The organism is Nonomuraea maheshkhaliensis (genome assembly GCF_039529435.1).
GTDB classification, from domain to species: domain Bacteria; phylum Actinomycetota; class Actinomycetes; order Streptosporangiales; family Streptosporangiaceae; genus Nonomuraea; species Nonomuraea maheshkhaliensis.
The window spans coordinates 3,862-23,320 of the sequence record NZ_BAAAMU010000158.1; the positions used below are offsets into that span (position 1 = coordinate 3,862).

General features: G+C 72.5%; 16 protein-coding genes. 6 read left to right on the plus strand and 10 right to left on the minus strand.

Features of this window, described 5'->3' with window-relative positions:
- Positions 1–992: helix-turn-helix transcriptional regulator (locus ABFX54_RS50305; protein ID WP_346114319.1), on the plus strand; the 992-nt coding region annotated here is incomplete at its 5' end.
- A 6-nt stretch (positions 993–998) separates the two neighbouring features.
- Here the strand turns inward: ABFX54_RS50305 and ABFX54_RS50310 are convergent.
- The 3 genes from ABFX54_RS50310 to ABFX54_RS50320 all read right to left on the minus strand — a co-directional run bounded on the left by ABFX54_RS50310 (position 999) and on the right by ABFX54_RS50320 (position 3,179).
- Positions 999–1,451: an MFS transporter gene (locus tag ABFX54_RS50310; protein WP_346114320.1), complete on the minus strand. Its 453-nt coding sequence runs from the start codon at positions 1,449–1,451 to the stop codon at positions 999–1,001.
- A gap of 1 nt (position 1,452) precedes the next feature.
- Positions 1,453–2,097, minus strand: coding sequence for an MFS transporter (locus tag ABFX54_RS50315; protein WP_346114321.1), 645 nt, complete (start codon positions 2,095–2,097; stop codon positions 1,453–1,455).
- A 104-nt stretch (positions 2,098–2,201) separates the two neighbouring features.
- Positions 2,202–3,179: a threo-3-hydroxy-L-aspartate ammonia-lyase gene (locus ABFX54_RS50320; RefSeq protein WP_346114322.1), complete on the minus strand. Its 978-nt coding sequence runs from the start codon at positions 3,177–3,179 to the stop codon at positions 2,202–2,204.
- A gap of 347 nt (positions 3,180–3,526) precedes the next feature.
- Between ABFX54_RS50320 and ABFX54_RS50325 the strand changes: the two genes are divergently transcribed.
- Positions 3,527–4,423 (plus strand): alpha/beta fold hydrolase, encoded by an 897-nt coding sequence (locus ABFX54_RS50325; RefSeq protein WP_346114323.1) that lies wholly within the window; start codon positions 3,527–3,529, stop codon positions 4,421–4,423.
- Between the two features lie 527 nt (positions 4,424–4,950).
- On the opposite strand, the gene ABFX54_RS50330 is transcribed toward ABFX54_RS50325, so the two are convergent.
- Entirely contained in the window at positions 4,951–6,102 is a 1,152-nt protein-coding gene (locus tag ABFX54_RS50330; protein WP_346114324.1) for a DUF418 domain-containing protein, read from the minus strand.
- An 819-nt stretch (positions 6,103–6,921) separates the two neighbouring features.
- Here ABFX54_RS50330 and ABFX54_RS50335 point away from each other — a divergent pair.
- Positions 6,922–7,821 carry a hypothetical protein gene (locus ABFX54_RS50335; protein WP_346114325.1) on the plus strand — a complete coding sequence of 300 codons (900 nt, stop codon included), beginning with the start codon at positions 6,922–6,924 and terminating at the stop codon, positions 7,819–7,821.
- A 69-nt stretch (positions 7,822–7,890) separates the two neighbouring features.
- Positions 7,891–9,006, plus strand: coding sequence for an ABC transporter substrate-binding protein (locus ABFX54_RS50340; protein ID WP_346114326.1), 1,116 nt, complete (start codon positions 7,891–7,893; stop codon positions 9,004–9,006).
- 146 nt (positions 9,007–9,152) lie between these two features.
- On the opposite strand, the gene ABFX54_RS50345 is transcribed toward ABFX54_RS50340, so the two are convergent.
- Complete coding sequence (locus ABFX54_RS50345) at positions 9,153–11,906, minus strand: ATP-binding protein (protein WP_346114327.1); 2,754 nt, start codon at positions 11,904–11,906, stop codon at positions 9,153–9,155.
- Positions 11,907–12,008: 102 nt separating this feature from the next.
- On the opposite strand from ABFX54_RS50345, the gene ABFX54_RS50350 reads away from it, so the two are divergent.
- Complete coding sequence (locus ABFX54_RS50350; protein WP_346114328.1) at positions 12,009–12,623, plus strand: LysE family translocator; 615 nt, start codon at positions 12,009–12,011, stop codon at positions 12,621–12,623.
- A gap of 5 nt (positions 12,624–12,628) precedes the next feature.
- A complete protein-coding gene (locus tag ABFX54_RS50355) occupies positions 12,629–13,177 on the plus strand; it encodes a TetR/AcrR family transcriptional regulator (protein ID WP_346114329.1) in 549 nt (182 codons plus the stop codon).
- A gap of 18 nt (positions 13,178–13,195) precedes the next feature.
- Here the strand turns inward: ABFX54_RS50355 and ABFX54_RS50360 are convergent, their stop codons facing one another.
- The 5 genes from ABFX54_RS50360 to ABFX54_RS50380 form a co-directional block, all read right to left on the minus strand.
- A complete protein-coding gene (locus ABFX54_RS50360; protein ID WP_346114330.1) occupies positions 13,196–14,392 on the minus strand; it encodes a hypothetical protein in 1,197 nt (398 codons plus the stop codon).
- Positions 14,393–14,401: 9 nt separating this feature from the next.
- On the minus strand, positions 14,402–14,782 hold the full coding sequence (locus ABFX54_RS50365; protein ID WP_106236840.1) for a RidA family protein: 381 nt from the start codon (positions 14,780–14,782) through the stop codon (positions 14,402–14,404).
- 9 nt (positions 14,783–14,791) lie between these two features.
- A complete protein-coding gene (locus ABFX54_RS50370; RefSeq protein ID WP_346114331.1) occupies positions 14,792–15,868 on the minus strand; it encodes an alanine racemase in 1,077 nt (358 codons plus the stop codon).
- Positions 15,869–15,914: 46 nt separating this feature from the next.
- Positions 15,915–17,495: an N-acyl-D-amino-acid deacylase family protein gene (locus ABFX54_RS50375; RefSeq protein WP_346114332.1), complete on the minus strand. Its 1,581-nt coding sequence runs from the start codon at positions 17,493–17,495 to the stop codon at positions 15,915–15,917.
- Between the two features lie 8 nt (positions 17,496–17,503).
- Positions 17,504–19,459 (minus strand): DUF4153 domain-containing protein (locus ABFX54_RS50380; RefSeq protein ID WP_346114333.1); only part of this gene is annotated, 1,956 nt, incomplete at its 5' end.

Sequence of the window (19,459 nt, forward strand, 5' to 3'; positions counted from 1 at the left end):
ACACGGCGGTGGACACGGCGGTGGACACGGCGGTGGACACGGCGGTGGACACGGCGGTGGACACGGCCGAGAACGCAGCCGTGGCCGCAGCGGGGACCACGGACAGGGCGGACAGGGCGGGCGAGGCGGCCGGGATGCGGTCCGTGCTGGCGCAGTCGCTGTCGCTGGCGTCGATGGCGGCGGCCATGGCCGGGGACCGACCGGCGGCGGCGCGGCTGGGCGAGCGGGCACGGGCCGCCACCGAGGGGATCGGCGACCACACCGCCCTGCTCATGTACCTGCAGTCGCGCGCGCTCACCGGTCTGCTCGGCGGCGACCTCGGGACGGCCGGATCGGCGGCGGAGGAGGGCGTCCGCCTCGGCCGCGAGTCCGGCGACCTCTACAGCCTCGGCATGATGCTGCTCAACCTGGGCGCGACCAGGCTCATCGCGGGCGCGCTCGACGAGGCCGGGCCGCTGCTGGCGGAGGGGCTGCGGGTGGCGTACCGGATCGACGACCGGGTCGGGCAGTACGCCCTGCTCTACGCCCTGGCCTGCCACGCCGCCGGCACGGGACGGGCACGGCCGGCCGCGCGGCTGCTGGGGGCGGCGGAGACCGTACGCGCGGGGACCGGCGCCGACGTCCTGCCCTACCTCGCCCCGCTGCTGGTCGAGGCCGGGAAGTCGGCGCGGGCGGCGCTCGGGGAGCCCGGGTTCGACGAGGAGTTCGCGGCCGGGGCGGCGCTGGACAGGGACGCCGCCGTCGCGCTGGCACTCGGGGAGCCCGCTCCCGGCGCCGCCCAGGAGCCGTCGGATGAGGGCGCGCCACCGCTCGGCCGGCGGGAGTCCGAGGTGGCCCGGCTGGTGGCGGAGGGGCTCAGCAACAAGCAGATCGGGGCGCGGCTGTTCATCTCCGAGCACACCGTGGACAGCCACGTACGCGCGATCATGAACAAGCTGGGGTTCAACTCGCGGGCACAGATAGCCGCATGGACCGCCACCGAACGATCATGAACCCTGTCACGCGCCCGGCGCCGCACTCGATCCCGGGTGCGATGGCGTGCGCGGTGCCGCGCCCGGCCCCGGGCCCGGTGCTGGGCCCGGTGCCGCGATCGACCCAAGGCTCGGTGACGTGCGCGGTAGCAGCAACGCCGCCGCGCACATCACCGCGGCCGCCGCGTACAGTGCCACCCGGGTGCCCGCCCACGTCGCCACGAGCCCGCCGAGCAGGATGAACAACGGCTGCGTCACCGTCGTCGCGAACGACCACAGCGCCGCCACCCTGGCCATCAGCTCGTCGGGAGTCTGCCGCTGCCGGTAGCTCGTCATGGTCGAGTTGGCGGCGCCGGCGAACAGCAGCACCATTCCGAACCCGAAGCCGCACATCAGCAGCCCGGGCACACCGGGCACGGCGGCCGGGACGAGGAAGTACCAGGGCCCGCGCACCATGCTCGCCCACCACAGGGCCCGCACGTCACCCAGCCTGGCCACCAGCCGGGGCGCGGCCCGTGCGCCGCTCCCGTACGGGCGGGGCCGGCTCCGGCGTGCGCAACGTCCTGATCGCCGACGCGCTGACCAGGAACGACACCGCGTCGATCACCAGCGACCCGGCCGCGCCGAACAGCCCGATCAGCGCGCCGCCCGCGGAGGGTCCCACCGAGACGCTGAGCCAGCGCGTCGACTCCAGCCGGCTGTTGGCCTCGACCAGGCCCGGCCCCGTGACCAACGCCTTGAGGTGCGCCTGGGAGGCGGCGGTGAACGCGATCTGGCACGAGGCGGTCACGACGGCGATCACGCACAACTGGGCGAAGGTCAGCACGTCCAGGACGGCCGCGACGGGAACGCTCGCGATCGCGGCGAACCTGACCACGTCCGTCACGATCATGATCGGCCGCTTGCGCCTGAACTCGACGTGGGCGCCGAGCGGGAAGGCCAGCAGCGCGGTCGTGACGGCGGTGAACGCGGCCAGCAGCGCCACCTCGAACGCCGACGCCCCGACGACGGTGACGGCCACCACGGGCAGGGCCACCATGCCCACCGCCGACCCGAGCTGACTGACGGCCGTCCCCGCCCAGAGTCGCCGGAAGTCCCGGCCGGACACCGGGCGAGGGGAGGACATCCGCCCCATTCTGCCGCAACCACCAACAAGCCGATCAGCCGAACGGGAGACCGGACGAGCAGCCGGACCGGTGGCCGGGCCTCAGCCGATCGTCGGTGGGACGATCAGCCGGCTGGGGCGGCGCACAGCTCGGCGAAGCGGCGGGTGTCGATGTTGCCGCCGGAGACGATGAGCCCGACCCGGCGCGGCAAGGTTCCGGCCCGCCCGGCCAGCAGCGCGGCCAGCGGGGTGGCGCCGCTGGGCTCCATGACGATCTTCATGCGTTCGAACGCCATCCGCATGGCCGCGCGGATGTCGTCCTCGCTCACGAGAGCCACGTCGTCCACCAGGTGCCGGTTGATCGAGAACGTCAGCTCGCCCGGGATCTCGGCGGCCTGGCCGTCGGCGATCGTGCGCGGGATGGGGATGGACACCCGCCGGCCCGCGCTCAGCGAACGCTTGGTGTCGTCACCGGCTTCCGGCTCCACGCCGATCACCCGGATCCGGGGCAGCAGCCCCTTGGCCGCCGTGGCGCTGCCCGCGATCAGACCGCCGCCGCCGATCGGCACGAGCAGCGCGTCCAGGTCGCCGACCTCCTCGATCAGCTCCAGGGCCGCGGTGCCCTGGCCGGCGATGACGTGCGGGTGCTCGTACGGGGGGATCAGGGTGAGCCCGCGCTCGGCGGCCAGCGCCTCGCCGATGGCGACCCGGTCCCCGCTGTAGCGGTCGTAGGTGACGATCTCCGCGCCGTAGCCGGCGGTGGCCTCCCTCTTGGAACGCGGGGCGTCCTCGGGCATGACGATCACCGCCGTGCTCCCCAGCTCCCGCGCGGCCAGGGCGACGGCCTGGGCGTGGTTGCCGGACGAGTACGCGGCCACGCCCTGCTCAAGCTGGGCCGGGGTCAGGCGGGAGACGGCGTTGTAGGCCCCGCGGAACTTGAACGCCCCGATGCGCTGCAGGTTCTCGCACTTGAGGAAGACCTCGGCCCCAACCAGGGCGTCGAGCGTACGGGAGCGCAGGACGGGGGTCCGGTGGGCGACGCCCTTGAGCCGGGCGGCGGCGTCGTGGACGTCACCGAGGGTGACCGGCAGCGCGTTCGGCATGTTCTCTGTACCTCCCAGTTGATCACCGAAGACATACCTATATCACCACTATTTCCGGCATCGTCGGAGAAATTCCGGCAACCGGGAGGCGTACCCGTTCCTCAGCCATCGGCGAAATGGCGCTCCGGGTCCCGCCCTCCGGAGGCTCGGCACGCGGATCCACCGGGCATCAGCCACTGGACCTCGGGTCCCACGACAGCGTCCTGAGCGGCCCGGCCAGCAGCCTCCACCACATTTCACCAATTACTATTAATTAAGCACCAGGAAATATTCGTTCGGAAATCCGGCCGAGTGGCGATAGCGTTTGCCATGCATCTTTCCGCCCGTCGAAATCGGGAGACATGACAATGATGAGCGAGGAAAAGGCGAAGAATGTCGGTCCGGCCAGGATCGAGATGACCTACGAACGCTTCGGCGACCCCCAGGCCCCGCCCGTCCTGCTGATCATGGGCGCCGGTGGCCAGCTCATCCACTGGCACGAAGACTTCTGCGCCGAGCTGGCGAGCCTCGGCCACCACGTCATCCGCTTCGACAACCGCGACGCCGGCCTGTCCACCCACTTCCACGACGCTCCGCCGCCCGACCTGCCGGCCGCGATGGCCGGTGACCTGTCCTCGGCCTCCTACACGCTGTCCGACATGGCGGGCGACACGACAGGGCTGCTCGACGTGCTGGGGCTGGACAGCGCCCATCTCGTCGGCGCCTCGCTGGGCGGGATGATCGCCCAGACGGTGGCGATCGAGCATCCCGCCCGCATCCGTTCGCTGACCTCGATCATGTCCAGCACCGGTGCGCCCGGGGTGGGCGGGCCCACGCCCGAGGCGCTGGCCGCGCTGGCGGGGCCGCCGCCGCAGGGGCGTGAGGCCGTGATCGAGAGCTGGGTCGCGGCGTTCCGTGTCATAGGCTCGCCCGGCTTCCCCGCCGACGAGGCCGAACTGCGTGAGCGCGCCGGGATGGCGTACGACCGGTCCTACGATCCCGTCGGGACGCTGCGCCAGGCCGTCGCGGTGCTCGCGTCGGGCGATCGGACCGCCCGGCTCCGTACGGTCGGCGTACCGACGCTGGTGCTGCACGGCGCCGACGACGCGATGTGCGACGTCAGCGGCGGCAAGGCGACGGCGGCGGCGATCCCAGGGGCGGAGCTGGTGATCATCGACGGCATGGGGCACAACCTGCCCAGGCAGCTGTGGTCCGATACCGCCGCCCACATCGCCCGCCTCGTCCACCGCGCCGAGACCTGCTGACCACCCGCCAAGCCCGCTCACCGAAGGCCGACCGGCCCTTACGCCGCGCCCCGTCCACGGCAAGATCCCACGCCAGGCCGCAGACGGCACCCCGAATACGGGACCCCGAGAAGGGACCCCGAGAAGGGCACCCCCCAAAAAACAGCACTCCGAAGACGACACTACGAAGACGGCTTTTCCCTCCTACCCCGGACCGCAGACAACCGGCCCCCGGACCCGAGCCACGAGGTGAAAATGCCCGCCGAGCAAAGCGCCGTCCCGCAGCAAGACCGCGCTCTGCTCGGCGGGGATCATGGTGACCCGCGGCACGGGCCTGCCCGACTGATCCGTCCTCGGCAGTCGGTCGGCGCTGTTGCTCTGCGCCGGAGATCGGCCTGTCGCGCAGGCCCTCGTGCTGCGCCACAGGCCGCCGGCACGGCTACCTGTCCAACCTCCTGCCAAAGGATGCTGCTCTCGTAGAGAGCGGGCGTATAGGGAGAAATACCGGTTCGCCGCAAAGTTCCGGATCAAATTCCGGCGGGCACCGATCAGGCCCACTTCGTTACGCGGCGGAGCACGTACTCGATCGGCCCATAGCGGTGCGAACGCAGCCACCTCGCGCTCAGCCACAGCAGCAGCGTGTAGATCAGCGCGGCCACGCCCATCACGGCGAGCGGCGACAGTTTGCCCGCCAGCCCCAGCCCGTACCCGGTGAAGATCAGGCACGCCAGCACCGACTGGCCCACGTAGTTGGAGGCCGCCACCCGGCCGGCGGGAGCGAGCGCGCGCCCGGTGGCAGGGAAACGCCTGATCACCCGCAGCAGCGTGGCGACGTAGGCGGCGGCCAGCAGGATCGAGGTGACGGTGTTGAGCGCCGTGCCGACCAACTCCCACGGGCCCGCGCCGCCGGACGTCCACGCGAGCAGGATCCCGCCGGGCACACCGATCCCGAACCCGGCCCACTGGATCCTGGGCAGCACCCGCGCCCACCGCTCGGTGTCCTCCAGCAGCCCGCGCTTGCCCGCCGCCAGCCCGAACAGGAACATGGCCAGCGCCATCGGCCCCTGGAACAGCCAGACCATCGCCACGATGGGCGGATAGAGCTCCAGTTGCAGGGTCAGGAAGTCGAGCGGCCCGCCGGTGGCCAGACTCAGCGTCCTGGCCGCCTGCGCCGGGTCGGCCGCCGGCGCCTGCCCGGCCGTCGGGTCGAAGGTGGACAGCCAGGCCAGCGCCCCGAGCAGCAGGGTGATCACGCCGACGATGACGGAGCCGGTGACGACGGCGGTCCTCGGCCTGAGGTCACGCATGGCGAGCAGGGCCAGTCCGAGCACGGCGTACAGGGTGAGGATGTCGCCGATCCACAGCAGGATCCCGTGCAGCACCCCGATCACGAACAGCCCCAGGCACCTGCGCAGGGTCCTGGCCTTCACACTCGCACCCGCCCGTTCCGCCGAGCGCATTTGCAGCGTGAACGAGTAGCCGAACAGGAACGAGAAGATGATGTAGAACTTCGTCAGCACGAAAGCCGTGATCGCCAGGGCGACGGGGCCGCCCGGGATGGGCATGCGGCCGTCCGCCACGGCGTAGCCGGGGTCGGCGAGGAAGCCGATGTTCGCGACGAGGATGCCGGCCAGGGCGAACCCCCGCACGGCGTCCACCTCGTGGATCCGGGTGTCGGGAGGCGTGCGCAGTTCCGTCATGGGCCGAAGCTACGATCGGCGCGCACGCCGCGACATCAGACCTTGGTCTCCGCCGAGCCGACCAAAGCATTCGCGTCGGCACGCTGACCCACTATGACAATTGGTGGGGTACTTGAGGCAGAAGGTAATAGCCTGCCCCACAATGGGGGGATGGCATACCCTCCGCAGCCACCCCAACCCCAGCCGTACCAGCCAGAACCCTGGGACGGGACACAGGGCCAGGCTGCGCCGCAAGGGTACGACCCACCCCAGCCCCCGGCCCCGGCCCCGCAGAATCCGACCTACGGCACCCCGCAGTACTCGGGTCACGGCACCGCACAGCACCCGGACGCTGCCCCACAGCACCCGGGCTACGGCGCGCTGCAACCGCCGGTCTGGGGTCCTCCGCAGCACCCGGCCTACCTGCCCCAGCAGGACCCGAACCAGGGCCGGCCACCCGCCGCTCAGCCCGGTAACGGCCCGTCCCACCCTCAGCCCGACTACGCCCCACCACCGGGAGGGCCCACCGCCCCCGGCTACAGCCCCTCACCGACCACCTCGGGACACCACTGGGGCCCGCCGCCGAGCCGGCCCACCACCCCACAACCAACTGGCTGGGACCACCCACAACCAGGCCAGGTCACCACTCCGCAACCCGCCTGGGACCCGCAGCCAGGACAAACCGCCGCCACCCCGCAATCCGGCTGGGACCCGCAACCGGGCCAACCCGCCGCCACCCAGCACGGATACGGGCTCCAGCCAGGCCAAACCGCCACCAATCAGCCCGGATACGGTTCACCGTCGCCCCACGCCGCCGCCACCCACCCGGCCTACGCCCCTTTGCCGGGTCAGACCGCGCCCGCTCAGCAGGGCTACGGCAACCCGCCGTACGCCGGACAGCCGGGCGGTGGGCCGTTCCAGCAGCAGCCGGGCGGTGGGCCGTTCCAGCAGCAGCCGGGCCATGCGCCCGTACCGGCGGCACGGAAGGGCAACAGCGGCCTGATCATCGGGCTGGCCATCGGTCTGGCCGTGATCCTTCTCGGCGGCGGTGCGGTGGGCGCGTTCCTCTACCTGAACGCGCCCGGCCCCACCACCCCCATAGCTCTGCCCAGCGACAACCCCACCACCTCTCCACCGTCGGAGCGCCCTGAGCCGACGGACCCGCCCGCGTCCGCGACCCCGGACCCCACGACCCCCGATCCCACGACCACGCCCAGCAGCAAGCCGACCAGCACCGCGTCCGCCTCGACTCACGTGCAGCCCGGCTTGCCGCTCACCCACAGCGAGTTCAAGGACTGGAACTTCGCCCTGGGCGGCGTCAAGTTCCGGGCCGACAAGGTCGGCGGCTGGACCTACCCCTCGTGCGCCCCGGTGGACGGCGAGGGCAGCGTACTGACCAGGAACAAGTGCGAGAGCGCCGTCCAGCTCGCCTACTCCGCCTACAGCGGGCACATCAAGGCGGTGCAGCTCCTGATGTCCTTCCCGAGCGAGCAGGCCGCCAAGACCACCGCCACCCGCCTGGCCAAGCTCACGTCGAACGCGGTCAGGTGGCGCCAGAACGCGACCCTCACCAACTACTCGTACGGCAAGATCCTCTCGGGGGCGTCCAAGAACTACGTGGTCGTCACGATCGTCACCGCCGACAGATCGGCCCGCTCCCTGGCCCCGAACTTCCACGCCTACCTGCAAACCGACCAGGCCAGCTACTTCCTCCTACGCGACAAAACGATCACCAGCTGATCCCTGCCCGGCAACCCACACAGCCATCCCGCCCCAGGTTCCCCCGCGCTCTTCTGCGGTCTTCTCGGCGTGGCCGGCCTGCTCTGCCTCGCCGAGGCGGGGGGACGGCTCGGGTTCGTCTCCACCGTGCAGTTCCCGCTCGCCTCGACCGTGCTGCTCACCGCCGCCGGGCTGGCCGCCGATCCCGAGTTCCCGCTGGACGTGGGCCTGACCTTCGCCGGGTGGGCGCTGGGGCTGCTGCTCACGGTGGCGCTCGCCGTACCGGCCGGGCTGCTGCCCGGCAGTGTGCCGGCGATCGAGCGGGCGCTGCGGCCGCTGATCGAGTTCCTGCGGCCCATCCCGTCGGTGGCGCTGATCCCGCTGGCGGCGTTCCTGTTCACCGAGCGGCTGAGCCTGAAGGTCGCCATCAAGGTCACGACCGAGCAGATCACGGGCGGCGCCGCCGCGATGCCCGACCTGGTCTCCGGCAAGCTCGACATCATGCACGGCAACTACGTCTCCGCCCTGCTCGCCGCCGCCGGCGGCACGGTCAAGCTCAAGATCGTCGGAGCCGCGTACGCCGCCAAGCCCGGCAACTTCACCCTCATGACCAAGAAGGGCTCGCCGATCACCGAGTTGTCCCAGTTCAAGGGGCACACCATCGGCGCCGACACGCTGAACAACATCGCCACCCTCACCATGAGCGCCCTGCTCAAGCCCGTCGGGCTCGCGCCGCAGGACGTCAAGTTCGACGAACGGCCCTTCCCCGAGATGGCCGGGGCGCTCGACAGCGGCCAGGTGGAGGTGGCGTTCCTACCCGAGCCGTTCAGCCAGGCGGCGGCCAGTCAGTCGGGGGCGGTCGAGCCGGCCGAGCCGTTCGCCGGGCCGCTGGCCGACTTCCCGATCGCCGGCCATCTCACCACGGAGACCTTCGCCGCGCAGACCCCCAAGGTCGTCGCGGCCTTCCAGCGGGCCCTGCGCAGGGCCGCCGAGCTGGCCCTGTCGAACCCGGCCGAGGTGGCTCCCGCCCTGGAGAAGTACACCAAGATCGACCGCGCCACGGCCGCCACGATGAAGCTCGGCGGCTTCGCCACGGCCGTCGATCCGGCGAAGGTGCAGCGGGTGGCGGACCTCATGCTCGAATTCGGCTACCTGAAGCAGAAGTTCGACGTCACCTCACTCATCGCGCCGGCCCCCGGCTCCTGACCAGCCCCCGACCCGCGACTGGACGCGGCCGCCCCCGCCGTGGCAGTCGATGAGGGTGTGGGTCGGTGGAGGTGCACAGGGTCGCGTCGGCCACCCGCGGCTGGGCACGGTCACCCTCACGAGCCGCCACCCACAACCGGGCGCGATCAGTCCAGCAGCCCTCGTTGCCGGGCTGTCGCCGCGGCCTGGGTGCGGGTGGAGACCGTGAGTTTGCTCAGGATGTTGGACACGTGCACGCTCACCGTCTTCTGCGCGATGAACAGCCGCTGCGCGATCTCCCGGTTGGTCAGCCCTTCGGCCACCAGCCGCAGCACCTCGACTTCCCGCGCGGTCAACCCGGCGTCACCCGTGCCGTCGCCGGAACCGGAACCGGCGAACCGGGCTCGGCGGCCGAACTCCAGCAGGGCGTTCTCCAGCGGCACCGCGCGCAACTTGCCCGCCGTCTCCCTGGCCGACTCCCACTCCGCTTGCGCGGCCTCCCGGTCGCCGGCCGCCAGCAGCGCCTCGGCCAGGCGCCACCTGGCCCGCGCCGCCTCGTAGACGAACGCGACGTCGAACGTCTCCACCACCCGCCGCCACAGCGCCACGTCGAGCCGCCCGTGCGCGCGGTGCCACTCGGCCTCCACCTGCAGCTCCCAGGCCCGCCCCTCGGGCCCCACGTAGCCGCCCTCGCCGGCCGGGCCCGCCTTGAGGGTGGCGTGGGCGAGGGCGCGCAGGTCGTCGGCGCCCTCGGTGGTGCCCAGCTCGGCCAGCGCCCACAGCCCGATGGCGATCGGCCGCAGCACGCCCACGTCGTCGGGGTCGATCACAGAAAGGACCGCGCGCACGTGGTCGAGCGCCGTCGCCGGGTCGCCGTGCCACAGCGCGTGCTCGGCCGCCAGCGCTCTGGACATGTAGGCGGCCAGCGGGTCGGACCAGAAGGGCCGCAGCAGGGCGAGCCGCCCCTCGACCGCCGGCAGGTCGCGCCCGACCTCGACGAACAGCGCGAACGACGACAGGATCGCCTCCGGCACGGTGCCGACCCGTGCGCCGAAGCCGGCCGCCATCGACTCGGCCTGGTCCCACTCGCCGGCCGCGTAGTGGATGAGGAAGCGCAGGAAACGCAGGTCGGTGCCGTAGGTGCTCCATTTGAGCCCGGTCTCGAACGCCATCCGGATGCCGTCGTCGGCCACGTCGGCGGCGCGGGCGAGCAGCCCCTGCTCGTAGTGGATGCGGGCGTGGTTGAAACGGGCCCGCAGGTCCATCGCCAGGTCGCCGGTGCGCCCCGAGGAGGCCGACTGGAGCAGCGTGTGGGCCCGGTCGATGTCGCCGCGGAGCTCGACGAAGCTGGCCAGCGACACCAGCGCGCCCACCTCGGCGTCTCTGGCCCCGGCCGCGCGGGCGGTCTCCAGGGCCCGCTCGGCCAGCGGCTCGACCTCCTGGTGCCGCGGCGACCACAGCAGCGTGCGGGCGTGGGTGGCCAGCGCGCGGGCGAGCGCGACCTGGCCCCCCGCGCTCGCGACGGCCCGCTCGGCCGCGGCGATCGCGCCCTCCTGGTCTTTGGTCTCGTAGAGGTAGTAGGCCAGCCGCTCGCACACCTCGGACGTCGGCGGCAGCGCGCGCAACTGGACGACGGCCCGATGGTTGTCGCCGCTGTCGGCGGCCATGACCGCGCTGCGGAAGGCCAGCCCGGCCCGGCTCTCCCCGGCCAGCCGTTCGGCGTCGTCGACCCGCTCCCACAGGCCCAGCGCCCGGTCATAGTGGCTGTGAGCCTCGGCGGGCGCTCCGATCCGCTCGGCCGCCCGCCCCGCCTCGATGGAGGTGCGCAGCGCCCCGCCGAGGTCGTGACCGGCGAGGTAGTGGTGGGCCAGCTCGGCCGGCGAGGTGAGCAGGCGGGCGAACGCGGCATGGAGCCGGGTGCGCTCGCCCGGCAGCAGGTCGGTGTAGACGGCCTCCTGCAGCAGCGCGTGGCGGAAGGCGTAGCCGTGGCCCTGGACCCTGAGCAGGCCGCGCGAGACGATCTCGCGCACCGCCTCCTCGAACTCGGCCAGCGGCAGCCCCGACACCTCACGCAGCAGCTCGTCCTCGACCCGGCGCCCGGCCACGGCGGCGGCACGCAACACCCGCTGCCCGGCCTCGGACAGCACCTCGACCCTGGACATCAGCAGGCTGGCCAGCCCGTCGGGCAGCGCGTCGCCCTCGGCCATGGCCGCGAACAGCTCCTCGGCATAGAACGGGTTGCCGTCGGCGCGGGTGACGATGAGGCCGAGCCCCTGGGCGTCGACCTCGCCCAGGGTGGCGACATAGTCGGACATCTCGCCGATGCCCAGCGGCCCCAGCTCCACGTTCATCACCGTGGGCAGGCGCTTCAGCTCGGCCAGCACCGATCTGAGCGGATGGCGGCGGTGCAGATCGTCGGTGCGGTAGGTGCCGGCGACGCAGACCCGCTCGCTCTGCACCATGCGGCTGAGGAAGACCAGCAGGTCGCGGGTGGAGCGATCGGCCCAGTGGAGGTCCTCGATCACGAACAGCACGGGCTGGAGCTCGGCGAGCAGCCCCAGCAGCGAGCCGAACAGCCGTTGCTGGGTGAGCCCGGCCGAAGGCGGGCTCTCGGTGCCCGGAAGCAGCTGACCGAGCAGGGGATGGGCGGTGGCGGCGGCGCGCACGGCGGGCTCGGCCCCGCGCAGCGCGTCGGCCAGCGGCAGGTAGGGCAGCGAGTCGCCGAGCTCGGCGCACTGGCCGACCAGCACGTTGAAGCCGCGCTCCTTGGCCCGCGCGGTCAGCTCGGTGACCAGCCGGGTCTTGCCGATACCGGCGTCTCCACCGACGAGCGCCACCCCGGCCACGCCGTCGGCGGCGGACTCGAGCACCCGCACGAGTCCGGCCAGCTCAGAGGAGCGCCCGACGAGAAGACCGTTCACGCCATGAAACTATGCCATGTCGCACCGACAACTGATTGGTCCAGTCATCTGGGACGGGATTGGCCCTGACCGGAGGACCAACGCCGTCCTACGCTGCCGTTCGTGATACCTCCCGCGACTTTCGCCCTCTTCGTGACGGCCTCCATCGCCCTGGTGCTCATCCCCGGCCCCAACCACCTCTACATCACCGCCAGAGGGCTCGCCCAGGGCCGGGCGGCGGGCCTGGCCAGCGCGCTCGGCGTGGAGGCCGGCACGCTCGTGCACATCGCGGCCGCCGCCGCGGGCCTGTCGTACGTGATCTCTCAATCGGCCACGCTCTTCGCGGTCATCAAGTGGGCCGGCGTCGCGTACCTCGTCTACCTGGGCGTCCGATCGTTCACCGGCAAGGACGCCCGCGCCGGGCGGCCGGAGCCGCAGCCCCTGCGCAAGGTGTTCCTCGAAGGCATGCTGGTCAACGTGCTCAACCCCAAGGTGGCGCTGTTCTTCCTGGCGTTCCTGCCCCATTTCGTGGACCCCGGCGCGGGCTCCCCCGCGCTGCAGATGGCCGTGTTCGGCCTCACGCTGCTGCTCCTCGGGCTGATCTCCGACCTCGTGTACGCCGTCGCCGCCGGCGCGCTCGGCCGCCGCCTCGACCGTGCGGCCAGAACACTCCGGTACGTCAGCGGCGTCGTCTACCTGGCCCTGGGCGTGGCCACCGCGTTCGCCGGGAGAAAATGAGCCTCATGGCGCCCAGGAAGCAGCAGGAGATCTTCGACGCGACGTTGCGGCTGGTGGCCGAGAAGGGCTACGACGGCCTGACCGTCGAGGGGGTCGCCGAGCGCTCCGGCGTCAACAAGACCACGATCTACCGCTGGTGGCCGTCGAAGGCCGCGCTGCTGGGCGCCGCGCTGCTGGAGTCCGACGTGCTGGGCCTCGCGGCGCCCGACACCGGCAGCCTGCGCGGCGACCTGGTCGCGCTGGTGGAGGGCATCAGACGGCTGCTGACCGAGCGGCCCGCCGCCGACATCGCGGTGGCCGCGCTCGCCGCCGCCGTACGCCATCCGGAGCTGGACGGGCGCCGCTTCTTCGCCGACAGGTTCGCCAGGGAGCGGGAGATCTTCGAACGGGCGGCGGCCAGGGGTGAGCTGAAGGAGCCGGCCGACCCGATGCTGATCGTCGATCTGCTGGCGGGGGCCGTGTGGATGCGGGCGGTCTTCAGGGACCTGGAGGTGGGCGACGACTTCGCCGCCGAGGCGGTCTCGGCGGTCCTGGACGGCGTCCGCACCGCCTGACCGCTCTTCGGCCGCCGGTCAGAGCGACTCCGACAGCGCCGCCGGGATGCGGTCGAGCACAGGATGCGGCGCCAGCCCGTACGCGTAGAAGTCCACGGCCAGCGCCCCGGCCGCCTTGGCCCCCCGGGCCTTGGCCACCAGCCGGTCGGCGGAGTCGCTGTCGGGGTAGCCCGGCCGCAGCACGGCCCGCACCTCCCGGTCCTTGCCCACAGAGCGCAGATAGGCGCCCACGTCGTCGGCCACCCGCGCCGCGTCACGCGCGTACGCCAGCACCCCGAACGCCGGCACGAGGTCGCCGAGCGCCACCAGGTCGACCCCGAGCTGCCAGGCGTCGTGGGCGGCCAGTCCCGGCGTGGGCAGCCCGTCGGTGTAGCCCTTGACCGCGCCGGTCGAGTCGATGAAGACCAGCTTCGAACCCTCGTCGGCCACCGCGGAGGCCACCTCGGACACCAGTGTGGTGACGGTCTCGGAGCGGGCGCGGGCGTAGGCGACGACGTCGGGCCCCGCGTACGCGGTCAGCGCCGCCCTGGTCACCTCACCCTGGGCCGGCGGGTCGCCGTCGAAGACGCCGCCGACGATCCTGGCGCACTCGTCGCGGGCCACTTCGGCGTTGACGCCCAGGTCGGTGGCCCGGCGCATGCAGTAGTCGCAGAAGCAGAGCCCGAACAGGTAGGCGTCCATCGGCCCCAGCGGCACGAACGAGCGCTGCGGCTTGAGCGGCCTGAAGTGCAGCGACTCGGCCACCACGCTGTCGACGCCGAGCCTGGCCACCGCCCTGGCCAGCGCGACAGCGTATTCGCGCACGTCGGGGTGGGCGGGGCACAGGTCGGTGAGCGAGCCGCGGTCGCCGAAGCAGTCGCGTACGGTCACGTCGGGGTGGCGCTCGCCGAGCGTGGCGTTGCGCAGGAAGACCGTCCACCCGTGGAGCTTCATGGACCGTTTCGCGCACGCCTCGCGCAGCCCGTCGAACGCGTCGAGGTGGCCGGGCACGGGGGTCAGCCTGAGCCCGTCGAACAGCTCGGGCGGCGGGACGAAATGGGCCCCGTCGCGGCGCAGGGTCAGCCTGGACAGCCCGTGGGGGGTGACGTCGCGGGAGGCGTGGTGCACGGCGCCGACGGTGACGCCGCGGACGCCGTACGCGCTGATCCTGTCGAGCACCCGCTCGACGCCCTCGCCGCGCAGGTCCTCGACGAAGACGTACACCGAACTGTCCACACCACGACCTTAAGCGCTCTTGTGCGCGACGAAGTCGATCTCCACGAGGATGTCCATCAGCTCGGACCCCACGGTCGTGCGGACCGGGTAGGGCTGGTTGAAGTACGACTTGTAGACCTCGTTGTACGCGGCGAAGTCGCGCTTGAGGTGCTGCAGGTGCACGGTGGACTTGACGACGTCGTCGAAGCCGAGGCCGTGCGCGGCGAGGATGGCGCCGAGGTTGCGCATGACCTGGTGCGTCTGGGTGGCGACGTCGGTGCCCACGACCTCGCCGGTCTTGGGGTCGAGCGGCCCCATGCCGGAGGTGTAGACGAAGTCGCCCACCACGAGACCCTGCGAGTAGGCGCCGACCGGGGCGGCGCCTTCGGTGGTCCTGAGCTCCTTTTTCACGAAATCTCCCTAGAACTTGGTGCTAATCGTGCCTACGACACGGTAGTCCCGGTCCACCAGCGGCAGCAGCCGCCACTTGTCGAAGGCCGTGCACGGATGGGAGATGCCGAAGGCCAGCAGGTCACCGGGCTTGAGCCCGGTGGCGCGGACCACGGTGTGCTGGTCCTGCATCTTCACGATCGTGACGCCGCCGCGGCGCGGGATCGGCAGGCCCTCGTCGTAGGGCGCGTCCCGCTTGCCCATGCCCACGATGGCCAGACCGGGCTCGGGGGTGGACAGCACGTGCGCCCACACCTCCAGCGCCGGGCGCAGCTCGCCCTCGATCCGGTTGAACGGCGTGCGCTCCCGGTAGAAGCCGTCGTCGTGGGTGACGTACGCGCCGCTGCGCAGCAGGATCCTGGCCTGGGTGGCGACGAGCTCGCGGCCGATCACGTCGAACCACTGGCTGCCGCCCACGGTGAGGATGGGGTTTCTGACGCGCAGGTGCTCGACGGCCTCCTGCAGCGAGCCCAGATAGTCGCGGACCTCGTCGGAGCTCTTCAGCCCGCCCTCGTATCCGGCGACCCCGGCCAGCTCGACGCCGGGCGTCACCTGCACGTGGGCGGCCAGCTCCAGCAGTTCCTTGACCGACCTGCACCCGGCCCTGCCGCCCTCGTGACCCAGCTCGACCAGCACCCGGAACGGTCGCGGCCCGGCGTGACCCGCCAGGATGTCGACCCCGGCCGTCGAGTCGGCGAAGCTCAGGAACTCGAACTCGGGATCGCGCTCCAGCTCGTGGGCGGCCCAGGTGAGCCCCGCGGGATCGACCACCTGGTTGGCCACCATGATCCGCCGGACCCCGAACCCCCTGACCGTCTGAGCCTGCCGGGGCGTCGCCACGGTGAGCCCCCAGGCTCCCGCGGCGAGCTGCATCGCGGCGATCTCGGGCGACATGTGCGTCTTGGCGTGGGGCGCCAGCTCCATGCCGTGATCGCGGGCGAACGCCGCCATCGTGGCCACGTTGTGCGCCAGCGCGCCCCTGTGAACCAGCATCGCGGGAAATTCGAGCCCGCCGTCGAAGACCGACTGGCCGAGGTTCGCCGGCACAACACCCCCTTCGTCCGCGTCCGACCCTATCCGACCGCCCGGGCGCTCAGGGCCGGAGCGCCCGCCCTGGGGTGGCCCCGGTGAGCTCGCCTCCGGCCAGCACGCGCACCCCGGAGACGAGCACGTCGTCCACGCCTTCCGCGAGCGTGCGCGGCTCCTGGTACGTGGCCAGGTCGCCGACCACGTCCGGGTCGAACACCACCACGTCGGCGGCGAACCCGCGGCGCAGCAGCCCCCGGTCGGTCAGCCCGAAGCGCCGGGCCGGATGGGACGAAAGGTGCGTCACGGCCTGCTCCCACGTCCAGTCGCCCAGCTCCCTGACGTGCCGGCCGAGGAACCTGGCGAACGCCCCGAACCCGCGCGGATGCGGATGACCGCCCACGTAGATGGCGTCGGAGCCGCCGGTCTGGGACGGGTGCCGCAACATCCTGCGTACGGACTCCTCACCCAGGGGACCCTCGTCGGGCCGGGCCGAGACCACGCCGGCCTCCAGGTTCGTCTCCGTCAGGAGCCGGCGGCAGAACGCGGCCGGATCCATCTCCGCCCGCGCGGCCGCCGCGGTGATGGTCAGCCCCTCGGCCCACTCCAGGCCGGGCGCGTGGGAGACGGTCAGCCGGGGCCAGGTCGAGGCCAGCGTCGGCCACCAGTCGTCGAGCGCGCCGGAGCCGATCATCTCCACGGCCCGGCCGGGCTCGGCCCCCGGCACCGACGGCGGCAGCACGATCATGGCCAGAATCGTGTTGCCGCGCAGGTAGGGGTAGGTGTCGAAGGTGAGGTCGACGCCCTTGCCGAGCGCCTCCTCGACCAGCGGCATCAGCACGTCGGCCGGCCCGTGGAGGTGCGAGACGTGCACGGCGGCGCCCGAGCGGCCGGCGATGTCCACGACCTCGGCCATGCCGACCCCGGCCCGATCGCCGTAGGCGCGCATGTGGGTGACGTACGGGAGCCCGCCGAGCGGGGCGCACAGGGCGGCCAGCTCCTCGGCGGTGGCGTAGCCGCCCGGCAGGTATTCGAGCCCGCTCGACAGCCCGGCCGCGCCCTCCGACAGCCCCCGCTCCACGTGACGCAGCATGCCGGCCAGGTCGGCGGGCGAGGCGGGGTCGGGCGACGGGCCCATGACGTCGTAGCGGATGGTGCCGTGGGGCAGCAGATAGGCGGTGTTGAGCGCCACGGCGCGGTCGTAGCCGTCGAGCAGCTCGCCCACGCTCAACGGCCCCTCACCGGGGTCGGCCACCGGCCCGCCACCGGCCGCGCTCCCCGGCCCGCCGTCGCGCTTCAGCTCGCCGTTGACGGCGGCGAAGTAGCGGGAGACGTAGGCGACGGTCTCGGGGGAGCCCGGCGCGTACGACAGCCCGTCCTGCCCCATCACGAACGTCGTCACCCCCTGCCGCAACGCGGCCAGCTGCACGCCGGGATCGAACACGACCGCGTCACCATGGGAGTGGCAGTCGACGAACCCGGGCGCGACGAGCCGGCCCGTCGCGTCGATCACGCTGCCCGCCGTCGCGCCGTCGAGCCTGCCGACCGCCGCGACCCGATCCCCCTCGATCGCCACGTCCGCCCGGTACGGCGGGGCGCCCGACCCGTCGAGCACCCGCCCGCCGCTGATGACTACGTCGAAGCTCACCCCAAGATTCAATCAGAGCGGGGCAAGTACGCCGGAGCGCATCCCACGCCGTTCACCACGGGTCGTTCGGCCAGCAGGTCGCGGGCCCTGGAACGGGCCAGGTTCCAGCCGTTCCACGGGTCGGGCCGGTTCAGCCGGTTGGTCGCGATCACGTCCGCCAGCACGCAGCCGCGCTGCGGCTCCGGCAGCCGGTCCAGGGCCGGCACGGCCTCCGCGCCGAGATCGCCGAGGTAGTCGGAGTCCATCTTGGTCACGCCGCGCACCTGCACCTGCGACTCCGCCACCCGCAGATCGGGGTTGACCATCGAGAACGCCACCAGCCCCAGCCCGGTGACCAGCACGATCGTCCTGGGCAGCCAGCCGGACTGACGGCCGGTGAGCCGGGCCGCGCCCGCCAGCAGCACCAGGGCGAACAGCGCGCCCAGCCACCACACGGTGGCCTCCACGGACAGCCGCAGGCGCGACAGGCCGTAGGCGTCGGTGTAGAGGTTCATCCGGTGCAGGGCCGAGGCCAGCACCACCATGGTGAGCCCGCAGAGCACGCCGAGCAGCGCGGCCAGCAGCCAGCGCTCGGCCCGCTCGACCCTGAGCAGCCCCGCGGCCACCGCCACGATGCCCAGCACGAACACGCTGACTACCACGAGCTGGAAGAACCCCTGCCTGGCGTATTCGGCGTAGGTCAGGCCCGCCGTCTTCAGCACCAGCGTGTCACCGCCGAACAGCGCCGTGATCTGCACCGCCACGAACGCGGCGAACAGCATGTTCACCGCCGTGAGCGGCACCGCCCAGATGCTCCGGCTCACCCTGAACCTCGTCCCGGGCCCCACCGGGTCCACGACCGGTCGCAGCGCGACCAGGACCACGGCGGCCAGCAGCACTGCGAACAGCACGAACAGGAAGATCCGTCCCGGAAGCGAATCCGCCCAGGCCGGGGTGGTGGTCAGCCGCTCCACGTACGAGGCGAAGATCGCGTCCGCCGAGGCGAACAGCAGCCCGAACACCAGCAGCAGCACCGCCGTGATGCTCAGCGCGACCACCATGGGCATGACGCGCCGCCGCGCCGTCAGCCGCTTGAGCGGCCCGGCCAGGAACCACGGCACCGGGCCGAACGCCAGCAGCACCGACATCCCGCCCCTGATCACGCCCACCCAGCCGGCGCCCGCTCCTGAGACCGCGAGCGCGCCCAGCCCGGCCCCCGCCACGAGCAGGATGGCCACCAGCCAGTCGGCGTCCCGCACCGCCGCCATCGAGATCAGCCAGTACGCGGTGAGCCCGAACGCCAGCGTCCACGGCGTCATCCGCTGCCTCATGGCGGGCAGCGCCGCACCGCCCACCACCATCGCGACCAGCACGATGCCCAGTCCGACCTGCGCCTCCGGCAACGCCACCGCGGCGAACACGCCGGCTCCGGCGGCGGCCGGCAGCAGCCAGCGCGGCGGGTCGGGCACCTCGGGCCTGGGGAAGAGCGGCGGCGGCACGTAGGCCGGCGGCGGCCCCATCTGGCCCCGGTGCGGCTCTCCTCCCGAAGCCCCCGTGGGGGTGCCGGGGTGCAGGCCGGCCTGGCTCGCCCGGTACGCCTCCATCGCCCTCCTGCCGGATCCCGCTCCCAGGGAGGCGCCGAGGGCTCCTATGAGCGCGGTGCAGCCGATGAGCGTCACCAGCGCCGCCCCGTCCCCCACGGCCACGCTGGCCAGGACGGCGGCGAACATGCCGACCAGCAGCCCGACCAGCAGCCCGACGGCTCCACCGCCGACCATCCGGCCGAGCCCACCGGCGAACGGCTCGCGCGGCGGCGGATAACCCGGGATCCCCACAGGTGGCATCCCTCCCCCGCCCGGCGCGATCGGCCAGGCGTTGCCCCCGGCCGGCCCGGGCCCGGCAGGCCCACCACCACCCGGAACCTCGGCCCGCACGACCGCCGCCCCAGCGGGGACACGCCCGCGGCCGTCCGGGGTGCCCCCGCT

Excerpts from the sequence above, each read along its gene's own strand:
- ABFX54_RS50315 (WP_346114321.1), bottom strand. The coding sequence starts at position 2,097 with ATGTCCTCCCCTCGCCCGGTGTCCGGCCGGGACTTCCGGCGACTCTGG.
- ABFX54_RS50320 (WP_346114322.1), bottom strand. The coding sequence starts at position 3,179 with ATGCCGAACGCGCTGCCGGTCACCCTCGGTGACGTCCACGACGCCGCC.
- ABFX54_RS50325 (WP_346114323.1), top strand. The coding sequence starts at position 3,527 with ATGATGAGCGAGGAAAAGGCGAAGAATGTCGGTCCGGCCAGGATCGAG.
- ABFX54_RS50330 (WP_346114324.1), bottom strand. The coding sequence starts at position 6,102 with ATGACGGAACTGCGCACGCCTCCCGACACCCGGATCCACGAGGTGGAC.
- ABFX54_RS50355 (WP_346114329.1), top strand. The coding sequence starts at position 12,629 with ATGGCGCCCAGGAAGCAGCAGGAGATCTTCGACGCGACGTTGCGGCTG.